Origin of the sequence: Streptomyces sp. NPDC032198 (genome assembly GCF_040636975.1) — a bacterium.
In the GTDB taxonomy this organism is placed as follows: domain Bacteria; phylum Actinomycetota; class Actinomycetes; order Streptomycetales; family Streptomycetaceae; genus Streptomyces.
Window position 1 is genome coordinate 19,010 of sequence record NZ_JBEZVL010000002.1, and the last position, 23,379, is coordinate 42,388.

The following is a 23,379-nucleotide window of genomic DNA, read 5'->3' on the forward strand; positions in this document are numbered from 1 at the left end:
TCCGTACCCGATGCCCCCCGCCGGGCCTGCCGGGCTGCGCCGCGCAGGCTGGTGGCAGCGCAGAGCGATACGCGCGGCCGCCCTGGTCACGCTGCTCGCCCTCTCCGGCCTGGTGATCCTGGCCCTGGTCAGGGAACAGACCGGCACCGAGGGCTTCCTGGTCGGGCTCGGCCTCGCGACGCTGCCCGTGCCGCTCCTGGTGGCCGCCTTCCGCTGGCTGCAACGCGTCCAGCCGGGCCCCTGGCGCAATCTGCTCTTCGCCTTCGCCTGGGGAGCCTGTGCCGCCGCCCTCATAGCCATCGTCGCGAACAGCTTCGCGACCCGCTGGATAGCCACCGCCACCGCGGACCCCACCAGCGCGGACACCCTCGGCGCGACGGTCATAGCGCCGATCGTCGAGGAGAGCGCGAAGGCCGCGGCCGTCCTGCTCGTCTTCCTCTTCCGCAGACGCGAGTTCACCGGCATCGTCGACGGCGTCGTGATCGCCGGAGTGACCGCCACCGGCTTCGCGTTCACCGAGAACATCCTCTATCTCGGCAGCGCCTTCGGCGCGGACCAGCTCAACGGCGACACCGGGCTCGCGTCCGTGACGGCAGCGACCTTCTTCGTACGCGTCGTCATGTCGCCCTTCGCGCACCCGCTCTTCACCGTGCTCACCGGCATCGGCTTCGGCATCGCCGCGCTCAGCGCCGACCGGCAGAACTGGCGGCGCGTCCTGCTCCCGCTCCTCGGACTGCTCCTGGCGATGGGCCTGCACGCCCTGTGGAACGGCTCGGCCAGCTTCGGGGACTACGGCTTCTTCGCGGTGTACGCGACGTTCATGCTGCCCGCGTTCGGCCTGCTCACCTGGCTGGCGATATGGACCAGACAGCGCGGCCTGCGCATCGTGCGCGCCGAACTCCCCGCGTACGTGATCGCGGGCTGGCTCACCGCCCCCGAGCCGTACGCGCTAGGCACGATGCGCGCCCGCACGCTCGCCCGCGACTACGCCTCCTACACCCAGGGCAAGGCCGCGGCGCGCACCGTCGCGCAGTACGAGACGTACGCGACGACTCTCGCGCTCCTGCGGCACCGCGGACGCCAGGGCAAGGCGGCCGCCGACTTCGTCGTACGGGAGCGGGAGTTGCTGCACGCCCTGTGGGAGCGCCGCGAGGCGGCGCGGCCGGCCCTCGCCTACGCGGCACAGGCGACGGCACCGGTACTCGTACCGATACCGCCGCAGTACGGGTACCGCCAGACGTATCCCCAGCCCTACCCGCCTCCCCAGCCGTATCCACAGCAGCCCCACCCGCAGCAGCCCCCCTACGGATATCCGTACGCCCAGCCGGCGATGCCCTACCCCGCCTACAACCCCTACCGGGGCTAGGCGGAAGCCGCCGTCAGCGCCGACACCTCGGCCTCCGTCAGCTCGAGCTCCCCCACCGCGAGCAGCGCGGGCAGCTGCTCGACCGTACGGGCCGACGCGAGCGGTGCCGCCACCGTCGGCTGCGCCGCGAGCCACGCCAGGGCCACGGTCGCGAGCTCGGCGCCGCGCGCCTGGGCGACCTCGTCCAGGGCAGCGAGCACCCGCACGCCGCGGTCGGTGGCCAGGTGCTTGCCCGCGCCCTCGGCCCGCGCGCTGTCGACCTGCGCACCCGGGCGGTACTTGCCGGTCAGGAAGCCGGAGGCGAGCGCGTAGTACGGGACGGCGGCCAGGCCGGAGCGCGAGGCGACCTGCTCCAGCGGGCCCTCGTACGTGTCGCGCGAGACGAGGTTGTAGTGCGGCTGCAGCACCGAGTAGCGCGCCAGGCCCTCGCGGTCGGAGAAGTCGAGGAACTCCTGGAGCCGCTCGGGGGTCACGTTCGAGGCGGCGATCGCGCGCACCTTGCCCGACGTCACGAGGTCGTCGAGCGCACCGATGATCTCCTCGACCGGGACGGTCGGGTCGTCGTAGTGCGTGTAGTAGAGGTCGATGTAGTCGGTGCCCAGGCGGCGCAGCGACTCCTCGGCACCGGACTTGATGGTGTTGGCGGACAGGCCCTTGTAATCGGGGTGGGCGCCGACCTTGGTGGCGAGCACGATGTCGGAGCGGTTGCCGCGCGCGGCGAGCCAGCTGCCGAGGACGGTCTCGGACTCGCCGCCCTTGTTGCCGGGCACCCAGGCCGAGTAGACGTCGGCGGTGTCGATGAAGTTGCCGCCGGCGGCGGTGTAGGCGTCGAGCACGCTGAAGGACTGCGCCTCGTCGGCCGTCCAGCCGAAGACGTTGCCGCCCAGGGCGAGCGGGAAGACCTCGAGGTCGGACGAGCCAAGCTTGCGGAGAGAAGTCATAAGGGGATCAACGCCCATACGGACTCCAGCATTCCGGAGAGCGGCCCGCACCTAGGCAGGATGTCCACACCTCGGCAGGCCGTCCGCACATGCCGAACCGGCAGCCCTGGCGTCGGGGGGTTGTCGCCAGGACCGCCGGGGTTCTGGGTTACCTCAGAGCGACTGGCCCTTGCCGCGCAGCCATGCCGCGGGGTCGACCCCGGTGGCGTCGCCGCCCGGGTGGACCTCCAGGTGGAGGTGGGCGCCGGTGACGTTGCCGGTCGCGCCGACGCGGCCGATGACCTCGCCGGTGGTGACCTTCTGGCCGGCGCTGACGTTCATCGAGGACTGGTGGCAGAACCAGAGCTCGGTGCCGTCGTCCAATTCGAGGACCGTGCGGTAGCCGTACGCCCCCGCCCAGCCCGCTTCCTTGATGGTGCCGGAGTGGATCGCCTTGATGGGCGTGCCCGTGGGCGCCGCGAAGTCCAGGCCGGTGTGGTAGCCGGAGGACCACATGGAGCCGGGCTGACCGAAGGTGCCGGTGAGCGTGTACGAGGCGACGGGGAGGGTGTAGCTCTTCGCGAGCTTGGCCAGGCGCTCGGCCTCGGCCTTCTTCTTGGCCTCCGCCTCGGCCTTCTTCTTCGCGGCTGCCTTCTCGGCGGCGATCTTCTTCTCGGCCGCGGTCTGCTTGGCGGCGGCCTGCTCGGCGGCCTGCTTGACGGCGGCTTCTTCGGCCGCCTTCTGGACCGCGTCGTCCGCCTGGTCCTGCTGGTTCTCGGCCTGCTCCATGATGCGGGCCCGCAGCGCCTCGCCCGCGTCCGTGGTGCCCTGCTCGGCGTCGGCGGTGCTGAGTCCCGCGGCGGAGAGGGGTGCGGCAGCGGTCGTCACGCCGTTGTCCGCGGAACCGGAATCGGACGAGTCGTCGGATATCAGGGACCCCACGCCCGGCAGCGACTTGGCCTCCGGCAGCGAGTCCGTGACGGCCGACATGTCCGGCATGGCGATGGAGACCGGGGGCTTGCCGCCCTGCGCGGTGGCGATGCCGCCCGCGCCGACGGCGGCGATGACGCCTACGCCGAGAACCGTGGAGCTGCGGGCAAGTCCGCCGCCGCCCCGCTTGTGGACGCGGTGCCTGCCGCGGACGGGACGAATGGACTCCTCGGTGGGGTTCCATTCCTCCCAGGAATCATTGTCGTACCCACCGAAATCGTCGTCATTCGGTACGTACGCGCCTTGGGGGGCAGGGCGGTTGGACGCCACGGGGGCGCACTCCTTTCCTTCCTTCTCGCCTACCGGGTTAGCTGACGGGTTCGGAGCAGGAAGGTCTCCTACGAACATCTGGCACGGATGCACAGATGCCCGATTCACCCCAATTAGTGGTTCCCCGGCTCCCTTTCGGGATTAGGCGCGTGCGCGCGGAGCCGACTCGAGTGACGGCTGGGACGACCGCGCTGCGTTATCGAACGTTAATAGACAGCGGGGTCGTATTCCAAGCTGTTCCGACTGATCGTTAACGCCCACACCCTGTACTTATCGGGACACCGGGGTTGCGAACGGGGCGAGTTGACCCCACTTCTTCACACACCGGAGCTTCACATCTCCTTGACAGCTCGTCAGGAGTTATGCGGAGGGGTGTCCTTCCGTCACGGCCGGTGACATGGGCCGCCGCACCGCGAGCAACGCCATGTCGTCGGTGCCGCCTCCGCCGGTGTGCCGCCGCACTTCCTCGACGAGCGTCGACAGGAGCGCGTCCGGGCCGCCCGGGCCCGGGAAGATCCGGCCGCCGAGCCGGGCCGCGGGATCGTAGAACTCGCCCCGGGCGTCCCGCGCCTCGGAGAGCCCGTCGGTGTAGAGCAGCAGCATCGCCCCCGGCGGGAACTCCGTCTCGTCCGCACGGTCCGGCCAGGCGCCCAGCTCACCCATCCCGAGCGGCAGCGCGGGCTCGGTGGCGGACAGGACGCACAGCCGCCCGTCGCCGCGCAGGAGCAGCGGACCCGGGTGCCCGCGGTTGATGAGCCGCACGAGACCGTCGCCGTGCGGGATTTCGGCGAGCACGGCGGTGGTGAAGCCCTCGAAGGCGTCGAGCCCGTCGCGCCGCGTGCCCTCGCGCGCGAGGGCACGCTCCAGGCGCTGGGCCACGGCCTCCAGCGTGGCCTCCTGCTCGGCGGCCTCCCGGAACGCCCCGATCACGACGGCGACGGCCGCCACCGCGCCCATGCCCTTCCCCCGTACGTCGCCGACGATGACGCGTACGCCGTGCGGAGTCTCCTGCACGGCGTACAGATCGCCCCCGATGAACGCGTCGGCCTCCGCCGCCTCGTACCGCGCCGCGATGTCGAGCCCCCCGATCCTGGGATCCGGCTGCGGCAGTACGGCGCGCTGAGCGGCCTCGGAGATGGAGCGGGCGGAGGCGAGCTGCTCGTCGCTGCGGCGTACGACGCGGTTGATGAGGACGGCGAGGACGGCGACGGTCACCACCGTGATCAGCTCGGTGACGGCCTCGACGTCGGTGCTGGTGTCGGTCTTGAAATGCAGGGCCAGCACGGCGGCGCAGGAGCCGGTGCCGATGAGGGCGGTGCTGAGCAGCGAGTAGAAGGGTGCGGCGATGAGCGGGGCCGCCGTGAAGAGCGGCGAGGCGGTGAACTCCGGCGGGGTCGTCACGTCGTAGACCACCCCGACGACGATGAGCAGCAGGGGGAGGGTCCGCACGAGCGCCCGCTCGTGCCGGACATCGGGACGCCTGCCGCCGCCCCCGCCCCCGCCACTTTCTCCTCGCTGCCCCACTCGTCCAGGGTTCCCGGAGCGACGGCACGGGGCGACCGGTGGGGGCCGACCGGGTTACGGCGGAAAGCGACGGCGGAAGATGCCGCGGCGGAAAGACACTGCTGCGGAAAGACGCTGCTGCGGAAAACACCGAAGGCCCGGATCCATTTCTGGATCCGGGCCTTCGGTCTTTAGTAGCGGGGACAGGATTTGAACCTGCGACCTCTGGGTTATGAGCCCAGCGAGCTACCGAGCTGCTCCACCCCGCGCCGTTGAATGCAACTCTACGCCATCAGGGGGAGTGAAAGCGAACCGGTCGAGAACCACCGGCGAACGAGGCCCGCCGCTCACGCGTTCTCGGCGTGCGTCAGCGTCTCCCAGGCCACGAACAGGCCGTCCGTGCCCTCGGGCCGCTGCTTTCGCGTGAGCCGCTCCGTCTCCGGCAGGTCCAGCTTCAGCCGGTCCCGCAGGTGGTTGAGCGCGACCTCGGTGTCGGGCCCCATGTCGCGCTGCACCTTGCCGCCGCACAGCCAGTCCGGCGCCTCGGCGCCCAGCTGGTACTTGGCGTGGAATTCCAGCGCGGCCCGCAGTCGCTCCTTGACCTCGCCGTACAGATCGACGCCCTGGTGCCAGGCGGTCTCCGCGATGTGTGCGGTGGCCGCGAGCGAATAGCTGGCGTGCTTGAAGTTGCGGCACGTCTCCTGGGAGAGCCCGTCGGCGAAGGTCTTCTGCCCGAACCAGTACTTCTGGAGCTTCTCCCGGGTATTGATTCCGCTGCCCGCGGGCGAGACGGGCAGCGGGCCGTCCGACTTCATATAGAAGTAGGCCGGCACGCGGGTCCTGAAGTGCGTCACCGCCTTCTCGAAGGCCTCGTGGTCGTCGAGGAAGACCGCCATGCTGATGGTCGCGTCGGCCATCAGGAGGTCCCAGTTGCCGTTGAAGTCGGCCGCCCCGTCCCGCACTTGGGGCAGATAGGCGTTGCGCAGCATCCGCTCGAAGCGAAGGATCTGTCCGTCGCTCCAGCCGTCGTAGGTGTAGCGCACGGCTTCGGCCGCGCGTGCCCACGAGGAGGCGGCCCAGGCCGTCTGGAGGCCCGCGTTGGCTTCGGTGTGCCGGGTGATCACCCGCGCCCAGGCATCCATGATCTGCACGGCCTTCTCGGCGTGCGCGCGGTCGCCGGTGATGTTCCAGAGCAGGGCCTGGGTGTACGCGGCGATGGCGTCCTCGCGCTCCTCGACGCAGCCCTGGCCCGGGCGGGTGTCGGGCGGGCACTCGACGACGGCGTACGGCTTGGCGGTGTAGTCGTCCGCGCCGTACTTGCTGTTCCGCATCCGTCGGAACGCCGTCAGCCAGGGCTGCTCGCCCGCCGCGACATGGGCCCGTACGCGCTTCAGCTGCGCCTTGCTGACGAGGACTCCGGGATGCTCGAAGGCCTGCTCGGCGGGCCGGGCCCGCTCGGTGGCGGTGTCGCTGCCGCCGCCGGAGCTGCCGCAGGCCGCCGAGACGCCGACCAGCAACGGCACGAGCACCATCACGAGAGCCCGTCGTACGGAACCCATGCTGTACCTCCGGATCGGTCACCTGGCAGGCCCAGCGTCGCCCGGGGGGCGCGGGGGCGCAGGCGAGGCGGGTCCATTCGGGCGACCGCCCATCCGCCCGAACAGCCTGGTCACGAGGACGGTCTTGCCGTGCGTCCACCGCCACTGTTCGAGGTCGATTACCTCACCATCGAACACGCGAAAATCTATGTCGGCTGGAGTAGACATTGAGTGATGGTGTGGTTATGGTTTCTCTCGTAACCCAGAGAGACAGCAGGGCCCGGCAGAGACGAACTGCCGGGCAGCAGTACCCGCAAGTGCAGTGCGCAGGACGGTGCGGTGGTGGAGTTCCGAAGCCAGAGCGGTTGCAGGACGGCGACGGGACTGACGACCGGACCGGGCGGCCCGCAGTGATCAGGGGCCTCCGCGAGCAGGACCGCAGTACACGCAAGTGCATTACCAGTAAGTGCAGTTCGCAGTACCCAGCAGTGAAGGCAAGTGAGCAGCACCTCGGTGAAGGCGTCGGCTGCGGGCGCGCGCACCGGGAGGTTCGGCAGTGGGGTTCTAAGCCAGAGCAGATGCAGGAGAGGCGACGGGGCTGGCTGCCGAAGAGTGGCGCTATGGAAGGCCACCAGTAGTTCGCATCACCAGCAGTACGCAGTTCCCGTAGGTAAGCAAGTGATTCAAGAGGGAAGAACGGAGGAGCCGAGCGCCATCAGGAGGATCGCCCGGGTGGACTTTTGAGCCCGGGTACCGCAGGACATCGATAGTGAGGTGGTCTCCGGTCAAGCAACCGCGATCCCGGCAGTCCCGACAGCATCTCGGTCGGGTCTGCGGAAACAGAAGGCCGGCGCAGCAACAGGGCCGGCAGATGGTGTAGCAGTTCCTTCGGGGCCCGGGTGCCATACGGCACCCGGGCCCCTCCACGCGTTCCATAGAGAGGTGCAAGTGACAGCAGACGATTCGTTCGGGCGTCTCGACGACGACGACTACCCCGCCTACACCATGGGCCGGGCCGCCGACATGCTCGGCACCACCCAGGGCTTCCTCCGCGCCATCGGCGAGGCCCGCCTCATCACGCCGCTGCGCTCGGCGGGCGGCCACCGCCGCTACTCCCGCTACCAGCTGCGCATCGCGGCCCGCGCCCGCGAACTCGTCGACCAGGGCACCCCCATCGAGGCCGCCTGCCGCATCGTCATCCTCGAAGACCAACTCGAAGAAGCCCAGCGCATCAACGCCGAACATCACCGCGCCGCCGAAGCAGCGACCCCGACAGCCACGCGTCAAACCGGCTGAGCCCTGCGACTGCGGGTGTGCTCGCGCTACTCGCTGTCTGCTGTGCCGGTCCGTGGTCGGGCGGGGCCGGTGGGCGAACCGGCAGAAAGCTCGGTCACCCGAGGTCGGCAGTGGGCCTGTTTCGGTTCGCCCTGCCATGCGACGAGATATCCACGGAACCGGTCCAGTGGCGGTCCGCGGTGGGAGACTTGAGACAGACCGGCCGTGCGGCCGGGCTTGGGAATCGCCGCCGGTGTGCGACGGCGATCCCCAAGCGTGAGGATGCGCGGCTCCCCTCCGCTCCATCCTCACGAGGGCCCTCCCGGTGTTGGGGATGCGGGAATAGCCCCCACATGCCGGTCGGGCGGAGGCTGGAGCTGCGTTGTCGGCGATGCGGCTCCAGCCGGGCCTCGGTGTTGTTCCGGCTCGGGGGCTGGGAGCCTGCTGGGATCACGTGGTCAGTGACAGCACATGAATCCTTCGTCCGGGATCAGGATATGGCTCCGTCGGCAACTGCGGTAGAGGGCCTTTCCAAGTAGCCCGCCCCATGCCTGCGATGGACGGACCAGTTGCTCTTCTGCCTTGAGGCGCTCTCGACTCCCGGCAACTGACCGCACCCACGTCAGCCCTCTCCGTTCTCGGAAGCGGGCGGGTCGAGGAGCGTGCAGTGATCGTGGACGATGGCACGGGCCAGGCTGGGCAGGGGCGTTGCCCGGGTGTGGGCATGGGCGCGCAGCAGGGCGAGGGCCTGGCCGGTGGTGAGGGAGTGGCGGTAGCTGATCATGCCGATGGCCTGGTGGACCACGGCCTCCACGGGCAGGAGCCAGGCGTGGACGAGCTCGTCCTCGGTCGGCACGGGCGTAGTCAGAAGCAGGAGGTCCGCGGCGTCGGCGTGGTCCTGGGCAACTTGCAGGTCGGCGTCGGAGATCGGGCCGGGGCGGTGACGGTAGAGGGTGAGGGCGAGGCCGGCCTGCCGGGCCGGGTCGGCGCCGTTGAGGATCGGCAGTGCGTAGGCGGCGCGGATGTAGTGCGTCTTCGCCTGTTGCGCGAAGACAGGCCAGTGCCGGGTGGCTTCCGGGTCGTCGAGATCGGCGACCAGGACCTGAGCGCGCTGGCTCAGGGCCTGTACGCAGGGCCCTTCTCCGAGACTGATCTGCAGCTCCTCGCCCTTGCGGGCCAGCGGGCCGGCCGCGCAGAGCGATACCCGCTGCGCCAGGGCGGCATCGACCGCCAGGGTGAGCCCCACGGAGTACGCGCTGTGCAGGGCCCTCCGGCACGCCTGGCCGATGCGCAGTCCGGGTTCGGCGTCTCCGGTGTAGCGGGAGGCGAGGATGACGGCCTCACCGCGGGCGGCCGTCACCGAAGACTCGGTGCACGAGCAGGGCAGGCAGGCTGGCAAGCGCTATGGAGGCGCGCGGTCATAGTGGCGTCCGAACTCCGGCATTCACCGCCGATGCTGCCCGGATCGGAAGCCAATGTCAGGGTGAGGTGGGCGAGCAGCGTCGCCTTCGGGCAGCCTGTGTCTCCACCGTACGCCTCGCCTCGCGTTCAGCGGCGTCCGCAGACGTCCGGTTGCCTGCCTGCTTCGCCCGCGGAGCCCGCGGAGCAAGTCGGCCGCCTCGCCACCTTCGACACCGAAACGGGGAAGGAAAGTGTCCGCAGCAAAAGCTCCCTAGACTGGATGCGTCATCAGTGCGTCCTCCGCGCCGCGGAGTCGCCCCCCCCTGAGGCCGTGACGGGAGGTGAGAGCAGTGGGCACCGACAGTGACCTGGCTTACGTGCTGCAGAGCCTGCATCCCTCCTCCGGTGACACGAGTCTGATCGGTGCCGACCCGAAGCTGTGCGCCCAGGCCCTGCTCGTGGACGGCATCGCCGTCTCCGCGACCACCGACAACGGCCTGAGCGAACTGCTGTGGTCCACAGCAGGCGCCAGCACGTGGCTGGAGGACCTGCAGTTCACCCTGGGGCAGGGACCGGTGCTCGAAGTGGCCGCCTCGTGCAGGCCCGTCCTGGTGGCGGACCTCTCGCGCGTGCCGGCCGGCCGGTGGCCCGTGCTGTTGCCCGAGGCCACGGCGCTGGGCGTCGGCGCCGTCTTCTGCTTTCCGCTGTCCGTCGGGTCGGCCTGCCTGGGCACGATGACGCTGCAACGCACGGCGCCGGGTCCGCTCCCGGACACCGCGATGACCGACACCTGGCTGGTGGCCAACGCTTTGACCTCCCTCCTGCTGGAGAGCGGTCCACAACAGGAAGCCCTCGCCACCGCCGCCGACTCCTCGGACTTCTACCGGGCTGCCGTTCACCAGGCCAGTGGCATGGTCAGCGTCCAGGCCGGGGTCTCGCTCGCCCAGGCCCTCCTGCGGCTGCGCGCCCACGCCTACCGGCACGGGCAGCCGCTGCTGGAGGTAGCCGAGGACGTGGTAGCCAGGCGGCTGGCCTTCCACAATGATGAAAACGGGCCGGACGATCCTGCCGGTGAAGGGACTGAAGGGCCATGACACGTGAAGAACAACTGCTGGCAGCCATGGTCGATGCCGTGGACACCCTCGTCGACGACTTCGACCTGATCGACTTCCTGCACCAGCTGTGCGAACGGTGCAACGAGTTGCTGGACGTTTCCGCCGTGGGCGTCATGCTCGCTGACCCCGCCGGGGGCCTGCAGCTGATCGCCGCGTCGGACGAGCACGCCCGGCTACTGGAACTCTTCGCCCTCCAGGCCGACCAGGGACCCTGCGTGGAGTGCCACCGCAGTGGCACCTCCCGCTTCAACATCTCCCTGAAGTCCCCCGAGGAGACAGCTGCCTTCCCGCTCTTCGCCGAGCGGGCCCTCCAGGCCGGATTCGCCACCACCCACGCCCTGCCGATGCGCTTGCGCCAAAAGGTCGTGGGAGCGATGAATCTCTTCGACTCCCGGGAACAGAAACTCAGCGACGCTGACGCGCGGGTGGCGCAGGCACTGGCCGCCGTGGCCACCATCGCCATCCTGCAGCACCGCACCGTCGTGCACGGCAACATCGAGCGCGCCCAGCTGCGGGCCGCCCTCTCCAGCCGCATCGTCATCGAACAGGCCAAGGGAATCCTCGCCGAGCGCTGGCAGGCCACCCTCGACGAGGCATTCGACGCCCTGCGCCAACACGCCCGCTCTCACCGGCAGACCCTGGCCGGGCTCTGCAAGCAGCTCATCGACGGCTCCATCGACTCCTCCGCCATCCAACGCCCCTGACCGCGCACCCCGGCCAGGTACCCCGCCCCAGACCCCGGCGGAAGGACGTGTCCCTCCCGCCACCCCGTCACAGGGACACTTCGTGACCCAGGACCACCAGACCGCAGCCTGGCAGCGCATCAACACCGCTGCTCACACCGGCGGCATCACACTCACCGTCGCCTGCCGGGCATGCGCCGACGACGTGGAAGCCGACTTCGCCGGAGCCACCCTCGTCGTCGCCGGAGAACTGCGTCTGCTGGCCACCGCCACGGACGAGCGCGCCCGGAGGGCGGAAGACGCCCAGCTGATCACCGGCGAAGGGCCATGCACCGACGCCTACACCCGCCGCGCCCCCGTCGACGCCGTGGACCTGCACCACGCGGCCGACCGCTGGCCCGTCTACACCCCCCTGGCGAGGGAACAGGGCGCACGCAGCGTTCTGGCGCTCCCCTTGACGATCGGCGCCCTCGCCATCGGCGCCATGGATCTCTACCGCGTCGAGCCCACCCCGTTCAGCCCCGCCCATCAGGAGCGGGCCAGTGCCTACGCCCGCATTCTGGCCCTGCTCGCCCTGGAGGAGCACCCTCACCTGCTCTCCAGCCATTCCCGGCCCACCCAGCGCGGACCACAGGGCTACCCCCCTACCGTCCACATGGCCGCCGGTGTCCTCGCAGCCAAGGACGGGCTCACCCCCGAAGACGCCCTGGCCCGCCTCCGCGCCCACGCCTTCAGCCACAACCAGCCCCTGCTGCACACAGCGGAACAGGTCATCGACACCCACCGACTCGACTAGGGACGCGTGCGCGGACGACTGCCGAAACAAGGAAGCGCCCGAGCCAGCCGAAGCCGACCCGGGCGCTGCGTAGCAGGTCAGAGGGGTCTTCCCCTCACCCACTTCCTGTAGACCGTGTGGGACTCGAACCCACAACCAATGGATTAAAAGTCCACTGCTCTGCCAATTGAGCTAACGGTCCGTGCGGATGCACCCCACGAGCATAGCGGGAACGGGCAAGCCGTCCGATCGGGTATCGCCTCCCGGGCCCGTCGCGCGGTCCGCGGCGGGCCCGGGACGGCCACCGCGTGCTCAGGGATCGGCCGGTTCGGGCGCCCCGCGCCGGGCCGCCTCGCGGGCCGCCGTGCGCTCGTGGTCCGGGTTCAGGAACCAGTGCCTGGCCGACGCGAACCACCAGGTCGCGGCGAAGCCCAGGACGGCAAGAACGGCGATCGGGGCGTAGTTGAAGGTCTCCCAGGTGACCGGCGAGACCTGCGGCAGCATGAAGAGGACGGTGATCACGCCGACCCAGGCCACCGCGACGATGCCGATCGGGCGCGACCAGCGGCCCAAGTGCCAGGGCCCGCGCTCGAATTCATCGCCCTTGCGCAGCCGCAGGAAGGTCGGGATGACGTACGCGATGTAGAGCCCGATGACGGCGATGGACGTCACCGCCGCGTACGCCGTGACGTTGATCAGATAGGGCAGACCGAGGACGAGCGCCCCGAGCGCCGCGAGCCAGACGGCCGCGACGGGTGTGCGCGTACGCGGGTTGACCGTGTGCCAGATGTGCGAGAACGGCAGCGCTCCGTCGCGCGAAAAGGCGTAGATCATGCGGGAGTTGGCGGTCACGGACGCCATGCCGCAGAAGAGCTGGGCGCCGATGACGACGAGCAGGAGCAGCTTGCCGGTGGTCGCACCGAGGGCGTCCAGCAGGATCTGTGCCGGGGGCGCCCCTGTCGCCGACTCGCGGGCCCCGTCGTACGACTGGATGGCGAACGTGAAGCCGAGCAGCAGCACGAATCCGGCGATCCAGGACGTCCAGATGGACCGGACGATGCCTTTGGGCCCGGCGGTCGACGCGTCGTGGGTCTCCTCGGTCATGTGGGCGGAGGCGTCGTACCCGGTGAAGGTGTACTGGGCCATCAGCAGCCCGATAAGAACCACATACAGCCCGCTCCCCCACCCCGTGTTGTTGACGAACTCGGTGAAGACGAAGGACGCCGACTGATGCGAGTCGGGCGAGAAGGCGAGCGCGCCGACGATGACGGCGACCCCGACCACATGCCACCAGACGCTGACGCTGTTCAGCAGCCCGACGATGCGCACCCCGAAGGTGTTGAGCAGTCCGTGGAGCACGAGGATCGCGGCGAAGAGCAGGATCGTCCGCCCCTCGGTGACCTGGAAGTCGAACTGCAGATTCAGATACGCCCCCAGGAACGAGGCCGCGCCGAAGTCGATCCCGGCGGTGACGGCGACTTGCCCGAGCACGTTGAACCACCCCGTGAACCACGCCCAGGCCGCAGCGGTACGGCTAGGCGCGAGCCGGTGCGCCCAGAAGTACAGCCCGGCGGAGGTCGGATAGGCGGAACAGATCTCCGCCATGGCAAGACCCACGAACAGCGTCATCAGTCCGACCCCGACCCACCCCCAGGTGATCAGGGCGGGACCGCCGGTGTTCATGCCGAACAGATACATGGTCAGGCAGCCGGACAGGACCGAGATGATCGTGAACGAGACCGCGTAGTTGGAGAACGCGGACATGCGCCGCGCGAGGACCTGCGTGTAACCGAGCTGAGCGAGGCGAGCCTCGTCGGACCCGGCGACGGGTACGGGTGCTGCTGACTCCTGCCGCTCTCTGTCACTTGTCATGCCCCCAGCGATTCCCTCACCGGGGGCACGACATGCGTCAGCGCTGGCCGGAAGACGCCTGACGCTCAGACCGACGGGTCTCCCGCATTGACGTACGACACGGTGTCGTCCGAGGAGGAGTCGACCGTGAACGTGCCGTACGACCCCACTCCGTCGTGCCATGACTTCTGATCGTCCGGGTACTCCGGCGACGAGACCGACGGCTTCGCCGGCTGCTCGGTGTCGTACACGAACCCGCACAGGCCGCGGCCGTCGTCAGAGCTCCACGGCCCCCACGCCGTGCCGTCGAAGCCCCGTACGCGCCAGTCCACATCGGTGAACGCCGGCACCTCCTCCGGGACGCTTCCTGGCGGGACGGGGCGGGGGAGAGACAGGTGCGCTCCGTCGAGACGACGCCCCGTCGGAGGCAGGCTGCTCCGGTGGGCCGTTCTCTGCCGCCGCGGCCGCCCATGGCGTGGCGACGACGGCTGATGACGCGAGCGCGACGGCCACCGCGCTGTGTACGAAGGCATGACGAATCACGGGGTCCCTCTGGGCCCGGCTCCCCACCGGACCACTGCTTCGATCAAGCCCGAAGGTAACAGCCCGTACTGACATCGACACGGCCCGCAGAACCCGCGCACGACGAAGGGCCCGCACGACGGTGACGTCGTGCGGGCCCTTCGGTCAGGCAGATGCGGCTAAAGATCAGCCGTTGCGCTTCCAGCGCGGCTTGTCGTCGCGGCGGCCGAACGAGCCGGTGCCCGTGCCGGTGCCGGACGTGCCCGCGTTGCGGTTGTACGACGGGCGGTCGTGGCCGCCGGAGCGGAAGCCGCCCGAGCCGCTCGCCGGACGGTCGTCACGACGGTCGCGGTTGAACGGACGGTCGCTGCCGCGGTGGCCGCCGGAGGGGCGGTCGTCGCGGCGGAAGCCGGAGCCACCACGGTCGTTGCGGTCACGGTTGAAGCCACCGCCACCCTCACGGCGGTCGCCGCCCGAGGGACGGAAGCCGGAGCCGCCGCGGTCGTTGCGGTCGCGGTTGAAGCCACCGCCACCCTCACGACGGTCGCCGCCACGGAAGCCGCCACGGTCGCCGCCCGACGGACGGTCGTCACGGCGGAAGCCGGAGCCACCACGGTCGTTGCGGTCACGGTTGAAGCCACCGCCACCCTCACGACGGTCGCCGCCACGGGGGGCGGAGCCACCGCGGTCGTCACGGCGGAAGCCGGAGCCACCACGGTCGTTGCGGTCACGGTTGAAGCCGCCACCGCCCTCACGACGGTCGCCGCCACGGAAGCCGGAGCCACCGCCACGGTTGTCGTCACGACGCTCGAAGGAACGGCCACCGCGGTCGTCACGGCGCTCACGCTCGTAGTTGCCACGGTCGTCGCGCTGCGGACGGCTGTACGAGGAACGCTCCTCGCGGGCCGGCGCGGCGGGCTGCTGCTCCGGGACGGAGACAGCGGCCTCGACGACGGCCTCGGCGGCGGCGGTGGCCTCGGCGACCGCGGTCTCCGGGTCGTCGCCACGCTCGCGGGCGGCACGCGCGGTGAGACGCGAGGCCTCCTCGCGCAGCTCCGTCGCGCGGCGGGTGGCGCGCTCCAGCTCCTTGGTGAGGTCCTTGACCTCACGCTCGGCCTGGGTCGCGGCGTTGCCCGCGGAGTCCGCCTGCACCTCGGTCATCGAACGGGCACCGGTGATCTCGGCGACCTCCGGGTCGAAGGTGCCGCCGCCGTTGATGATGTGACGCGTGGCGTCGACGCCCGCGTCCTCCATCAGACGGAAGATCTGACGGCGCTGGTGCGGGAGGGAGAGCGAGACGACCGTGCCGCTGCGGCCGGCGCGGGCCGTACGGCCCGAACGGTGCAGGTAGTCCTTGTGGTCGCCGGCCGGGTCCACGTTCAGGACCAGGTCGATGCCGTCGACGTGGATGCCTCGGGCGGCGACGTCGGTCGCGACGAGCGCGTTGACGTAGCCCTTCTTGAAGTCCTCAAGAACGCGCGTACGAGCGCCCTGCGTCATGCCGCCGTGCAGCGCATCGGCCTTCACACCGGACTCGCAGAGCTGCTCGGCGATGCGGTCGGCGCCCAGCTGGGTGCGGACGAAGATGATCGTGCGGCCCTTGCGCGAGGCGATGGCGGCCGTGACGGGCGCCTTGTCGCGGGGCTTCACGATCAGGATGTGGTGCGTCATGGTCGTGACGTTGCCCTGGGCGCTGTCGACCTCGTGCGTGACCGGGTTGGTCAGGTAGCGCTTGACCAGCGTGGAGATCTCGTTCTCCATCGTGGCCGAGAAGAGCATGCGCTGGCCGCCGGACGGGACCTGGTCGAGCAGCTCGGTGACCTCGGGCAGGAAGCCCAGGTCGGACATCTGGTCGGCCTCGTCGAGCACCGCGATCTGGGTGTCCTCGAGCGAGCAGGCGCCGCGGCTGATGATGTCGCGCAGACGGCCCGGGGTGGCGACGAGGATGTCGACGCCGCGCTCGAGCGCGTAGATCTGGTTGCCCATGGACGTACCGCCGCAGACGACCTTCATCTTCAGGCCGAGCACGTCGCCGTACGGCTGAAGCGCGTCCGCGACCTGCATCGCGAGCTCACGCGTCGGCGTGAGGATGACGCCGCGGGGCTTCTTCTTCTCGGTGCGGCCGCCGGCCAGCGTGGCCAGGAGGGGCAGACCGAAGGAGAGGGTCTTGCCGGAGCCGGTGCGGCCACGGCCGAGGATGTCCTTGCCGGCCAGGGCGTCCGGGATGGTCGCGGCCTGGATCGGGAAGGGGGCGGTCACGCCGTTCTGGGCGAGCTTGCGGACGATGCCCTCGGGCAGACCGAGGTCAGTGAAGGTGGGGCCGGTCTCGGCGTCTTCGTCGACCTCGTCGGCGGCCTCAGCGGCGGCCTCGGTCTCCACGACGACCTGCTCGGCGGCCTCGACGACATCAGCGATGTCGGTGGCCTCGATGGTCTCGACGACCTCTGCGACGGCCTCTGCGACGGCCTCGACCGTCAGCTCGTCGGTCGTCTCGTTCTCGGGCAGGACGGCGTGGTCAGAATGAGAAATGGACATGCGAAATGCGAAACCTTCCGGAGTCTCGGCACGCGCCCGTCAACTCCGTGATTTCGCAATGGACCGCCTCTATGCGGTCAGCCACGGCAAGGGAGAGTACGCGCCACGCGGCGCTCTTCTTTTTCGGCGCCGGGCAAATGGGATCAAACGATCTACCACCATACGCACCCGACCCCCCAGAAGGCAAACCGCACCCTCCGGGCACCTTGGATTCCGCCCCCCACAGCTCGTCTCACCTGCGACGAAGCGGGTTTCGGACAGGGGCGGAAACGGCTCCCACCGAGGGATCGGCCTCACCGAACGCTAGGCAGGCCCCGCCTCCGGTGAAGGTTCGCGTGACCTGAGCCCCTCCGACCGCTCCCCGAGCTGCGCCGCCTGCCCGCCCTCGTGCGCCGACGACGAGGGCTCCGGAGTCGGCTCGGGGGTCGGCGTGGGGGTCGGCTTCGGGGGATCGGGCGTCGGCGTGGGGCGCGGCGGGTCGGGCCTGGTCCGCGTGGGCGTCGGGCGCCCGTCCTTCGTGGGCGGGGCGGGGTCACCGCCACCGCCGGTCGCGGTCGCCGAGGCCTGGGCGGCGTCGGAACCGGAGTCGCCGTGCTTGCCCGAGCCCCCCTTGCCGCCGCTCTTCCCCTTGCCCTTGCCTTTGCCCTTGCCGTGCTTGCCGCCCTTCGCGTCGGCGCGGCCCGCCTTGCCGCCGCCGGCCGAACCGGCATCGGTCCCGGCACTTCCGCCGTCGGGGGCGGCCGCCGCGCTGTGCTCGCCCGCGGACCGCTTGGGGCCGGGCTCACCGCCCCCGTCGTCGCCGATGCTCATGCAGCCCGCGGTCGCCATGACGGCCACCGCCGCCGCGGCCAACCGGACAGGAACGTACAACTGGCGCACGGCCGAGCACCTCCGAGGCGCTGAGAAGCGGGGACGCCCTACCCAACTCCCTTGCCCCGCAAGAGGACACGGACCGGGAGACGGCCGTGCCGCCGACCGTCAGCCGTACCCCAGGGCGTGCAGGCGCTCGTCGTCGATCCCGAAGTGATGTGCGACTTCGTGGACCACGGTGATCTCGGTCTCCGCGACCACTTCCTCCCGCGACGCGCACATGCGCAGGGTCGGCCCGCGGTAGATGGTGATCCGGTCGGGCAGCACTCCCGCGTACCACTCGCCCCGGTCGGTCAGCGGCGTCCCTTCGTAGAGCCCGAGCAGCTCGGGATCCTCGGCGGGTGGTTCGTCCTCCACGAACACCGCCACGTTGTCCATCAACCGCGTCAACTCGGGAGGAATCCGGTCAAGCGCCTCGGCGACCAGTTCCTCGAACTCTTCCCGCGTCATCTCCAGCACACCCCCATTGTCGGCCACCACCCCGCATAGCCGCCCCTCCCCATGGGCATACGGGCCCAATGGCCCGCGACTTCCGTGCGCTAGCCGCCCTCGTACGCCACTACCGATCCCGCCACCCTCGTCCGGTCGGCGAACTCATCAGCCCTCCGCATCCCTACGGCCGGGCCGTGGGCATGGTCGCGGTCGTCCTCTTCGGCGCCTGGCTCGGCCTGCTGATCGTCGGCAGCGTGCACGCGCCGGTGGGCCCGATGGACACCCGGATGACGCTGCGCCCCTCGCTCAGCGGCGGCACGAAGATCGACGTCTCCCCGCTGGGCGCCCTCGAACTGCGCTCGCACGTCGCGCCCATCCGCCTGGACGTGGACGTGAACCGCCTGGACCCGGTCCGCTCCCAGGCCCTCGTCGACCATCCCGAGCGGATCGCGGGCCTCCAGGACGAGGTCGCACAGGACGTCGGGCACGGCACGCTCGACCTGGCCGTACGCTCCTGCGCCGCCGTCGTCGCGGGCGCCACGGCACTGGGCCTCGCGGTCTACCGGCGCCCGCGCCGGGCCCTGGCGGCGGGCGGCCTCGCCCTGGCCCTGCTCGCCGCGTCGGGCGCGCTCGCGTACGCGACGTGGAACCCGAAGTCGGTCCTGGAACCCAAGTTCTCCGGCCTCCTCAGCAGCGCGCCGTCGGTGGTCGGCAACGCCCGCAACATCGTCAGCGAATTCGACGTCTACCAGCAGGAGTTGGCACGCCTGGTAACCAACGTGACGAAGCTGTACGACGCGACGTCGACGCTCCCCGCGTACCAGCCGGACCCGTCCACGATCCGGGTCCTGCACGTCTCGGACATCCACCTCAACCCGGCGAGCTGGAAGATCATCGCCTCCCTGGTCGAGCAGTACGACATCAACGTCATCGTCGATTCCGGCGACACCATGGACCACGGAAGCGCCGCCGAGAACGCCTTCCTCGACCCGATCGAGGACCTGGGCGCCCCGTACGTGTGGGTCAGGGGCAACCACGACTCCCACACCACCCAGCGCTACCTCCAGCGCATGAAGAACGTCCGCGTCCTGGACGAGGGCAAGGCGGTGTCGGTCGCGGGCCTGCGGTTCGCGGGGACGGGCGACCCGCAGTACACCCCGGACCGCTCGGTCGCCGCGGAGGGCAGACCCGTCGAGGAGATGGCGGGCATCCGGCTCGCCTCCGCCCTGCGCGACCAGCAGACCGCGGGCACGCCCGTGGACATCGCCGTCGCGCACAACCCCGACGCCGCGCGCGAGACGGACGGTGAGGTGCCGCTCGTCCTCGCGGGCCACGTCCACCACCAGGAGATGGAGGTCATGGAGCGCGGGACGCGGCTGCGCATCGAGGGCTCCACCGGCGGGAGCGGGCTGCGGGCGGTGGAGGGCAAGTACCCCGATCCGGTCGAGGCGTCGGTCCTCTACCTGGACCGGGACAGCCGGCGCCTCCAGGCCTGGGACGAGATCAAACTGGGCGGGCTCGGCCTGACGAAGGCGGAGGTCAGCCGCCATCTCCCCAAGGAGAACCAGCCCGGGGCGACCCCTTCGCCGCCCCCTCCGGGCCGCTCCCCGGGGAGCGGTTCCCCGACCCCCCGATAACCGTTTTGGCGATAGCTCCCCGCATCCCATATGCTTCTCACGTCCCCGACGCGCTGCACAGCGCCCAGGTGGGCCCTTAGCCCTCATCGTCTAGTGGCCCAGGACGCCGCCCTTTCAAGGCGGTAGCACGGGTTCGAATCCCGTTGGGGGCACGCAACACCTTGTGCGAGACTAGTGCTCGCACAAAGCTTGGTCCTGTGGAGCAGTTTGGAGTGCTCGCCACCCTGTCAAGGTGGAGGCCGCGGGTTCAAATCCCGTCAGGACCGCTTGCGATTCCACGCGGATCGCGTGGCTGGGTAGCTCAGTTGGTACGAGCGATCGCCTGAAAAGCGATAGGTCGCCGGTTCGATCCCGGCCCCAGCCACCTCTTCGAAGGCCCCGTCCAGTGGACGGGGCCTTCGCCGTTCCCCGAGGCGGAGCCACCCCGTACCGCTACCCCGCAGCCGGAACCCCCGCATGAGCCGGTGTTTTCTCCCGGCCCCCCGGGTGCCGGTGGCGCCAGAGCCAGAACACTGCCGATGCCAGCACCGCCCACCCCGCGAGCACCAGGAACGGGAACGCGTGCTGATGGGCGCCGAAGTACACCGCGGTGTGCTGCGCGTTCACCGAAGCCCCCGGCGGCAGCCACCGCCCGATGTGGCCCAGCGCCGAGGGGAGCAGCGGCCAGGAGACCGCGCCGCCCGACGACGGGTTGCCCAGCAGCACCATCAGGCCCCACGTCGGCAGCATCGCCCAGCGCCCGAACATCGTGTTGAACATCGTGAAGACCATCCCCGACGCGAACATCGTCAGCGCCAGGATCAGCCACGACTCGACGAACGGCAGATCCACCGCCCCGAGCCACCAGTCCACCACCGCCGCGATCACGAAACCGCCGAGCAGCGCGTAGAGAATCGTGAACGCGATCCGCTCGGCCGGGTTGAGCCCCCGGGCGTGCACGCTCAGCTGGATCGCCCCGACGAAGCCGATGATCACCGCGGCCAGCGAGATGTAGAAGATCGCGAGCCCCCGGGGGTCGCCCTCCTGGAGGGGCTTGATGTCCTTCACGGTCACCGGCACCCCCACCTTCTCCCCCACCTTCGGCGCCGTCTCCGCGAGCACCTGGGCGACCGACGCCCCGGACGCACCCGAGACGTCGAACGTCACCTTGCCGCCGCCCCCCGGAGCCGCCGCGAGGATCGCGAAGACCTTCTGTTCCTCCACCGCGTCCCGCGCGGCGGCGACGTCGTCGTACCGGTGGACTTCAAGGGAGGCGTTCAGCGCCTTCTCCATGCCGTCCAGGAACGCCTTGCCCCGGGTGGCCTCCTGGGCGCCGACCACCGCCGTGGGGATGCGGTGCGGGGTCGGGTTCGCCATGGAGTACGTGTACGAACCCGCGAAGAGCCCCGCGGCGGCCGCCAGGATGAACACCAGCACGATCGCGGGCAGGAACGGCGACTCCTTGAACGCCGACCACCGCTCGGCCCGCGTAGGAGTCCTCCCATGGGCGCCGTGCGGAAGGTCCAGATGCTCGGGGCGGTCAGGCTCCCGCTCAGGCTCCCGCTCAAGATGATCATGCTCAGGGTGGTCAGACATACGAATACGCTAAACCACCCAAAGCGGACTTACCTCACCCGGCCCGCACCCGGCCCACGCCCCGCCCTCACTCCGCCTCGACCGGCCCCCGCGCCCGCCCCCGCTCCCGCCACCCCCGCACCGCGAACCCCGCCCCCACCAGCGCCACGACGACGATGAGCAGCACAGAGTCCGGCACCGCACGGCCCACGTCCCCGGCCCACCGCTCCACGGCGAACGAGTCGTCCACGTCGAGCAGACCCGGCAGCGCGGTGGTCCCGTCGTACGCGAGGAACAGCGCGCCCAGGGCCACGAAGAAGAGGCCCGACAGGAGCGAGGTCGTGTGCAGTTCGCAGCGGCCGATCCGGAAGGAACGCCCCCGCAGCCACCGCCGCCGACCCAGATCGAACCGCTCCCAGAGCAGCGCCAGCACGAACAGCGGCACCGCCATCCCCAGGGCGTAGACCGCGAGCAGCAGCCCTCCGTAGACCGGGCTTCCGCTCACCGCCGCCACGGTCAGCACACTCCCGAGGATCGGCCCCGCGCAGAAACCGGCGAGTCCGTACACCGCACCGAGCGCGTACACGGAGACCGCCGTCGTCGGCCGGATGCGGCCCGAGAGCTCGGCCATCTTCCGCGAGGCGAACCCCATGCCCACGACCTGGAGCACGCCAAGCGCGATGATCAGCCACCCCGCGACGAGCACCAACTGGTCCCGGTGGCCGAAGAAGAACCGTCCGGCGACCGAGCCCGCCGCGCCCAGCGGCACCAGCGTCGTCGCGAGACCGGCGTAGAAGATGCCGGTCCGGGCGAGCAGCCGCGAGGTCGAGTCGATCGAGTACGCGAAGAAGGCGGGCAGGAGCAGCGCGCTGCATGGGCTGATCAGGGCGAGGAGACCGCCGAGAAGCGCCGCGAAGTACCCGACATCGGCGGTCACTTGTCGCCGTCCTTGCCCGAGGAACCCTTGCCCTCAGCCGCGGCCGCCTGCTCGATCGCCTGGTCGAAGACCTCGTCCGGCTGCGCCCCGGAGATGGGCCGCCCGTTGACCAGGAAGGACGGAGTGGACGTGGCCCCCAGGCCGTACGCCTCCTCCTGGTCCTTCTTCACCGCCGCCTTGGCCGCTGCGCCGCTCGCGTCGTCGGAGAAGCGGCCGATGTCCTTGACCCCGGCCTGCTTCGCGAGCTCCTTGAGACGGTCGCCCCCGAACCCCTTCTCCTTGGAGCCATCGGCGTACGCGGCCTCATGGAACTGCCAGAACTTCCCCTGCTGCCCGGCGGCCCACGCCCCGCGCGCGGCCGACTCGGAGTCCGCGCCGAAGATCGGGAAGTTGCGCCACTCGATGCGCAGGGTGCCTTCGTCGACGTACTTCTTCACGAGGCCGGGCTCGGTGTCGCGGGCGAACTTGCCGCAGTAGCCGCACTTGAAGTCGGCGTACTCGATGAGCACGACCGGAGCGTCCTTGCGCCCCTGGGCAAGCGGGTCCTTGGCGTCGCGCCGGGCGAGCTCGGCCAGCTCCGGGTAGACCCCGGCCCGCGGGTCGGCGGATACATCGGCGGGGGAGTCGGGGGACCCCTCCTTCGCGGTGACCGAGGAGGGCTCGTCGGGCCTGGTGGCGGAGTAGGAGGCGGCGCCGAGCAGCAGCGCGGCGACGGCCACTCCGGCCCCGATGGCGATGTTCTTCTTTTTGTTGTTGTTCTTGGGCATCAGGGAGTTCTCTCTGTTCCTGTACGTCGTTGTGGGGCCCCGGAGAAAGGGGCCTCCTACACGCGCAGGACCGAGAGATCGACCGGAGAGGGCGGCGTGAGCGGCGGCGGCCCGCGCTCCGGCGTCAGGGACGGCACGGTCTGGCCGACGCCCCACGCACCGGACGCGGCATGCGCCTGATGCAGGGCGGGAAGCAGCTCGTACGAGGAAGTGGAACGCGGCGGCGCGGCCGGGGCCTGGCCGGCGTCCTGCTGCCCGCCCTTGCCGCAGCCCGGCACCCCGGCGGCCTCCTCGGCCTGCACGGACACCTCGGCGCGCACCACGGGCTTCGCCACGGGCTCCAGGGCCACCGCAGGCCCGCAGAACGCCCCGAGCACCACGAGCAGTACCCCCAGCAAGGGGCACCACGACGCACGCGCACGGGACAACATGCCCGGA

Annotated in this window: 20 protein-coding genes, 5 tRNA genes and 1 riboswitch; of the genes, 9 read left to right on the top strand and 16 right to left on the bottom strand. The window is 70.4% G+C overall.

The genetic code is table 11. The features are described from left to right. Positions 1 to 10 precede the first annotated feature (10 nt). Positions 11 to 1,366, top strand: a complete 1,356-nt coding sequence (locus AB0E78_RS05155) for a PrsW family intramembrane metalloprotease (RefSeq protein ID WP_361829505.1) — start codon at positions 11 to 13, stop codon at positions 1,364 to 1,366. Here AB0E78_RS05155 and AB0E78_RS05160 read toward each other — a convergent pair. The 5 genes from AB0E78_RS05160 to AB0E78_RS05180 all read right to left on the bottom strand — a co-directional run bounded on the left by AB0E78_RS05160 (position 1,363) and on the right by AB0E78_RS05180 (position 6,608). Beyond that, positions 1,363 to 2,307 carry an aldo/keto reductase gene (locus tag AB0E78_RS05160; protein ID WP_361828617.1) on the bottom strand — a complete coding sequence of 315 codons (945 nt, stop codon included), beginning with the start codon at positions 2,305 to 2,307 and terminating at the stop codon, positions 1,363 to 1,365. The genes AB0E78_RS05155 and AB0E78_RS05160 overlap by 4 nt on opposite strands. Before the next feature lie 153 nt (positions 2,308 to 2,460). Then, complete coding sequence (locus AB0E78_RS05165) at positions 2,461 to 3,546, bottom strand: M23 family metallopeptidase (protein ID WP_361828619.1); 1,086 nt, start codon at positions 3,544 to 3,546, stop codon at positions 2,461 to 2,463. An 11-nt stretch (positions 3,547 to 3,557) separates the two neighbouring features. Continuing rightward, a riboswitch (cyclic di-AMP (ydaO/yuaA leader) is annotated at positions 3,558 to 3,704 on the bottom strand. A 202-nt stretch (positions 3,705 to 3,906) separates the two neighbouring features. Continuing rightward, positions 3,907 to 5,070 (bottom strand): PP2C family protein-serine/threonine phosphatase, encoded by a 1,164-nt coding sequence (locus AB0E78_RS05170; protein WP_361828621.1) that lies wholly within the window; start codon positions 5,068 to 5,070, stop codon positions 3,907 to 3,909. 174 nt (positions 5,071 to 5,244) lie between these two features. Beyond that, positions 5,245 to 5,318 (bottom strand) — tRNA-Met (locus AB0E78_RS05175). Between the two features lie 78 nt (positions 5,319 to 5,396). Continuing rightward, a complete protein-coding gene (locus tag AB0E78_RS05180) occupies positions 5,397 to 6,608 on the bottom strand; it encodes an alginate lyase family protein (protein ID WP_361828623.1) in 1,212 nt (403 codons plus the stop codon). Positions 6,609 to 7,535: 927 nt separating this feature from the next. Here AB0E78_RS05180 and AB0E78_RS05185 point away from each other — a divergent pair. Next, positions 7,536 to 7,883, top strand: coding sequence for a MerR family transcriptional regulator (locus AB0E78_RS05185; RefSeq protein ID WP_361828625.1), 348 nt, complete (start codon positions 7,536 to 7,538; stop codon positions 7,881 to 7,883). A 601-nt stretch (positions 7,884 to 8,484) separates the two neighbouring features. On the opposite strand, the gene AB0E78_RS05190 is transcribed toward AB0E78_RS05185, so the two are convergent. Continuing rightward, on the bottom strand, positions 8,485 to 9,222 hold the full coding sequence (locus tag AB0E78_RS05190; RefSeq protein ID WP_361828627.1) for a GAF and ANTAR domain-containing protein: 738 nt from the start codon (positions 9,220 to 9,222) through the stop codon (positions 8,485 to 8,487). 391 nt (positions 9,223 to 9,613) lie between these two features. Between AB0E78_RS05190 and AB0E78_RS05195 the strand changes: the two genes are divergently transcribed. The 3 genes from AB0E78_RS05195 (at position 9,614) to AB0E78_RS05205 (ending at position 11,857) form a co-directional block, all read left to right on the top strand. Continuing rightward, positions 9,614 to 10,357, top strand: a complete 744-nt coding sequence (locus tag AB0E78_RS05195; RefSeq protein WP_361828629.1) for a GAF and ANTAR domain-containing protein — start codon at positions 9,614 to 9,616, stop codon at positions 10,355 to 10,357. Next, positions 10,354 to 11,082, top strand: coding sequence for a GAF and ANTAR domain-containing protein (locus AB0E78_RS05200; RefSeq protein WP_361828631.1), 729 nt, complete (start codon positions 10,354 to 10,356; stop codon positions 11,080 to 11,082). Before AB0E78_RS05195 ends, AB0E78_RS05200 begins: the two co-directional genes overlap by 4 nt. A gap of 82 nt (positions 11,083 to 11,164) precedes the next feature. After that, positions 11,165 to 11,857 carry a GAF and ANTAR domain-containing protein gene (locus AB0E78_RS05205; RefSeq protein WP_361828633.1) on the top strand — a complete coding sequence of 231 codons (693 nt, stop codon included), beginning with the start codon at positions 11,165 to 11,167 and terminating at the stop codon, positions 11,855 to 11,857. A gap of 108 nt (positions 11,858 to 11,965) precedes the next feature. Here AB0E78_RS05205 and AB0E78_RS05210 read toward each other — a convergent pair. The 6 genes from AB0E78_RS05210 to AB0E78_RS05235 all read right to left on the bottom strand — a co-directional run bounded on the left by AB0E78_RS05210 (position 11,966) and on the right by AB0E78_RS05235 (position 18,073). Beyond that, positions 11,966 to 12,038, bottom strand: a tRNA-Lys gene (locus tag AB0E78_RS05210). A gap of 110 nt (positions 12,039 to 12,148) precedes the next feature. After that, on the bottom strand, positions 12,149 to 13,708 hold the full coding sequence (locus AB0E78_RS05215) for an amino acid permease (RefSeq protein ID WP_361828635.1): 1,560 nt from the start codon (positions 13,706 to 13,708) through the stop codon (positions 12,149 to 12,151). Positions 13,709 to 13,773: 65 nt separating this feature from the next. Then, positions 13,774 to 14,037: a hypothetical protein gene (locus tag AB0E78_RS05220; protein WP_361828637.1), complete on the bottom strand. Its 264-nt coding sequence runs from the start codon at positions 14,035 to 14,037 to the stop codon at positions 13,774 to 13,776. 358 nt (positions 14,038 to 14,395) lie between these two features. After that, complete coding sequence (locus AB0E78_RS05225) at positions 14,396 to 16,744, bottom strand: DEAD/DEAH box helicase (protein ID WP_361828639.1); 2,349 nt, start codon at positions 16,742 to 16,744, stop codon at positions 14,396 to 14,398. A gap of 303 nt (positions 16,745 to 17,047) precedes the next feature. Further along, on the bottom strand, positions 17,048 to 17,623 hold the full coding sequence (locus AB0E78_RS05230) for a hypothetical protein (protein ID WP_361828640.1): 576 nt from the start codon (positions 17,621 to 17,623) through the stop codon (positions 17,048 to 17,050). Between the two features lie 99 nt (positions 17,624 to 17,722). Further along, positions 17,723 to 18,073, bottom strand: coding sequence for a metallopeptidase family protein (locus AB0E78_RS05235; RefSeq protein WP_361828642.1), 351 nt, complete (start codon positions 18,071 to 18,073; stop codon positions 17,723 to 17,725). 59 nt (positions 18,074 to 18,132) lie between these two features. On the opposite strand from AB0E78_RS05235, the gene AB0E78_RS05240 reads away from it, so the two are divergent. The 4 genes from AB0E78_RS05240 (at position 18,133) to AB0E78_RS05255 (ending at position 20,047) form a co-directional block, all read left to right on the top strand. Beyond that, positions 18,133 to 19,683, top strand: a complete 1,551-nt coding sequence (locus AB0E78_RS05240) for a metallophosphoesterase (protein ID WP_361828643.1) — start codon at positions 18,133 to 18,135, stop codon at positions 19,681 to 19,683. A gap of 79 nt (positions 19,684 to 19,762) precedes the next feature. Further along, a tRNA-Glu gene (locus AB0E78_RS05245) sits at positions 19,763 to 19,835 on the top strand. Positions 19,836 to 19,874: 39 nt separating this feature from the next. After that, a tRNA-Asp gene (locus AB0E78_RS05250) sits at positions 19,875 to 19,949 on the top strand. A 24-nt stretch (positions 19,950 to 19,973) separates the two neighbouring features. Continuing rightward, positions 19,974 to 20,047: transfer RNA gene (locus tag AB0E78_RS05255), tRNA-Phe, on the top strand. A gap of 68 nt (positions 20,048 to 20,115) precedes the next feature. On the opposite strand, the gene AB0E78_RS05260 is transcribed toward AB0E78_RS05255, so the two are convergent. From AB0E78_RS05260 to AB0E78_RS05275, 4 genes are all read right to left on the bottom strand, one after another. Continuing rightward, positions 20,116 to 21,258, bottom strand: coding sequence for an ABC transporter permease (locus tag AB0E78_RS05260; RefSeq protein ID WP_361828644.1), 1,143 nt, complete (start codon positions 21,256 to 21,258; stop codon positions 20,116 to 20,118). A 67-nt stretch (positions 21,259 to 21,325) separates the two neighbouring features. Then, positions 21,326 to 22,174 carry a cytochrome c biogenesis CcdA family protein gene (locus AB0E78_RS05265; RefSeq protein ID WP_361828646.1) on the bottom strand — a complete coding sequence of 283 codons (849 nt, stop codon included), beginning with the start codon at positions 22,172 to 22,174 and terminating at the stop codon, positions 21,326 to 21,328. After that, complete coding sequence (locus tag AB0E78_RS05270) at positions 22,171 to 22,941, bottom strand: DsbA family protein (protein ID WP_361828647.1); 771 nt, start codon at positions 22,939 to 22,941, stop codon at positions 22,171 to 22,173. The genes AB0E78_RS05265 and AB0E78_RS05270 overlap by 4 nt, the downstream gene beginning before the upstream one ends. A gap of 56 nt (positions 22,942 to 22,997) precedes the next feature. Next, the gene (locus AB0E78_RS05275; protein WP_361828649.1) at positions 22,998 to 23,372 is read right to left on the bottom strand and encodes a hypothetical protein; all 375 of its coding nucleotides are present in this window, start codon (positions 23,370 to 23,372) and stop codon (positions 22,998 to 23,000) included. Between the last annotated feature and the right edge of the window lie 7 nt (positions 23,373 to 23,379).

Bases quoted from the DNA above. Each gene is read 5' to 3' on its own strand.
- AB0E78_RS05155 (WP_361829505.1), top strand. From the start codon at position 11: ATGCCCCCCGCCGGGCCTGCCGGGCTGCGCCGCGCAGGCTGGTGGCAG.
- AB0E78_RS05160 (WP_361828617.1), bottom strand. From the start codon at position 2,307: ATGACTTCTCTCCGCAAGCTTGGCTCGTCCGACCTCGAGGTCTTCCCG.
- AB0E78_RS05180 (WP_361828623.1), bottom strand. From the start codon at position 6,608: ATGGGTTCCGTACGACGGGCTCTCGTGATGGTGCTCGTGCCGTTGCTG.
- AB0E78_RS05200 (WP_361828631.1), top strand. From the start codon at position 10,354: ATGACACGTGAAGAACAACTGCTGGCAGCCATGGTCGATGCCGTGGAC.
- AB0E78_RS05215 (WP_361828635.1), bottom strand. From the start codon at position 13,708: ATGACAAGTGACAGAGAGCGGCAGGAGTCAGCAGCACCCGTACCCGTC.
- AB0E78_RS05225 (WP_361828639.1), bottom strand. From the start codon at position 16,744: ATGTCCATTTCTCATTCTGACCACGCCGTCCTGCCCGAGAACGAGACG.
- AB0E78_RS05240 (WP_361828643.1), top strand. From the start codon at position 18,133: ATGGCCCGCGACTTCCGTGCGCTAGCCGCCCTCGTACGCCACTACCGA.
- AB0E78_RS05260 (WP_361828644.1), bottom strand. From the start codon at position 21,258: ATGTCTGACCACCCTGAGCATGATCATCTTGAGCGGGAGCCTGAGCGG.
- AB0E78_RS05270 (WP_361828647.1), bottom strand. From the start codon at position 22,941: ATGCCCAAGAACAACAACAAAAAGAAGAACATCGCCATCGGGGCCGGA.
- AB0E78_RS05275 (WP_361828649.1), bottom strand. From the start codon at position 23,372: ATGTTGTCCCGTGCGCGTGCGTCGTGGTGCCCCTTGCTGGGGGTACTG.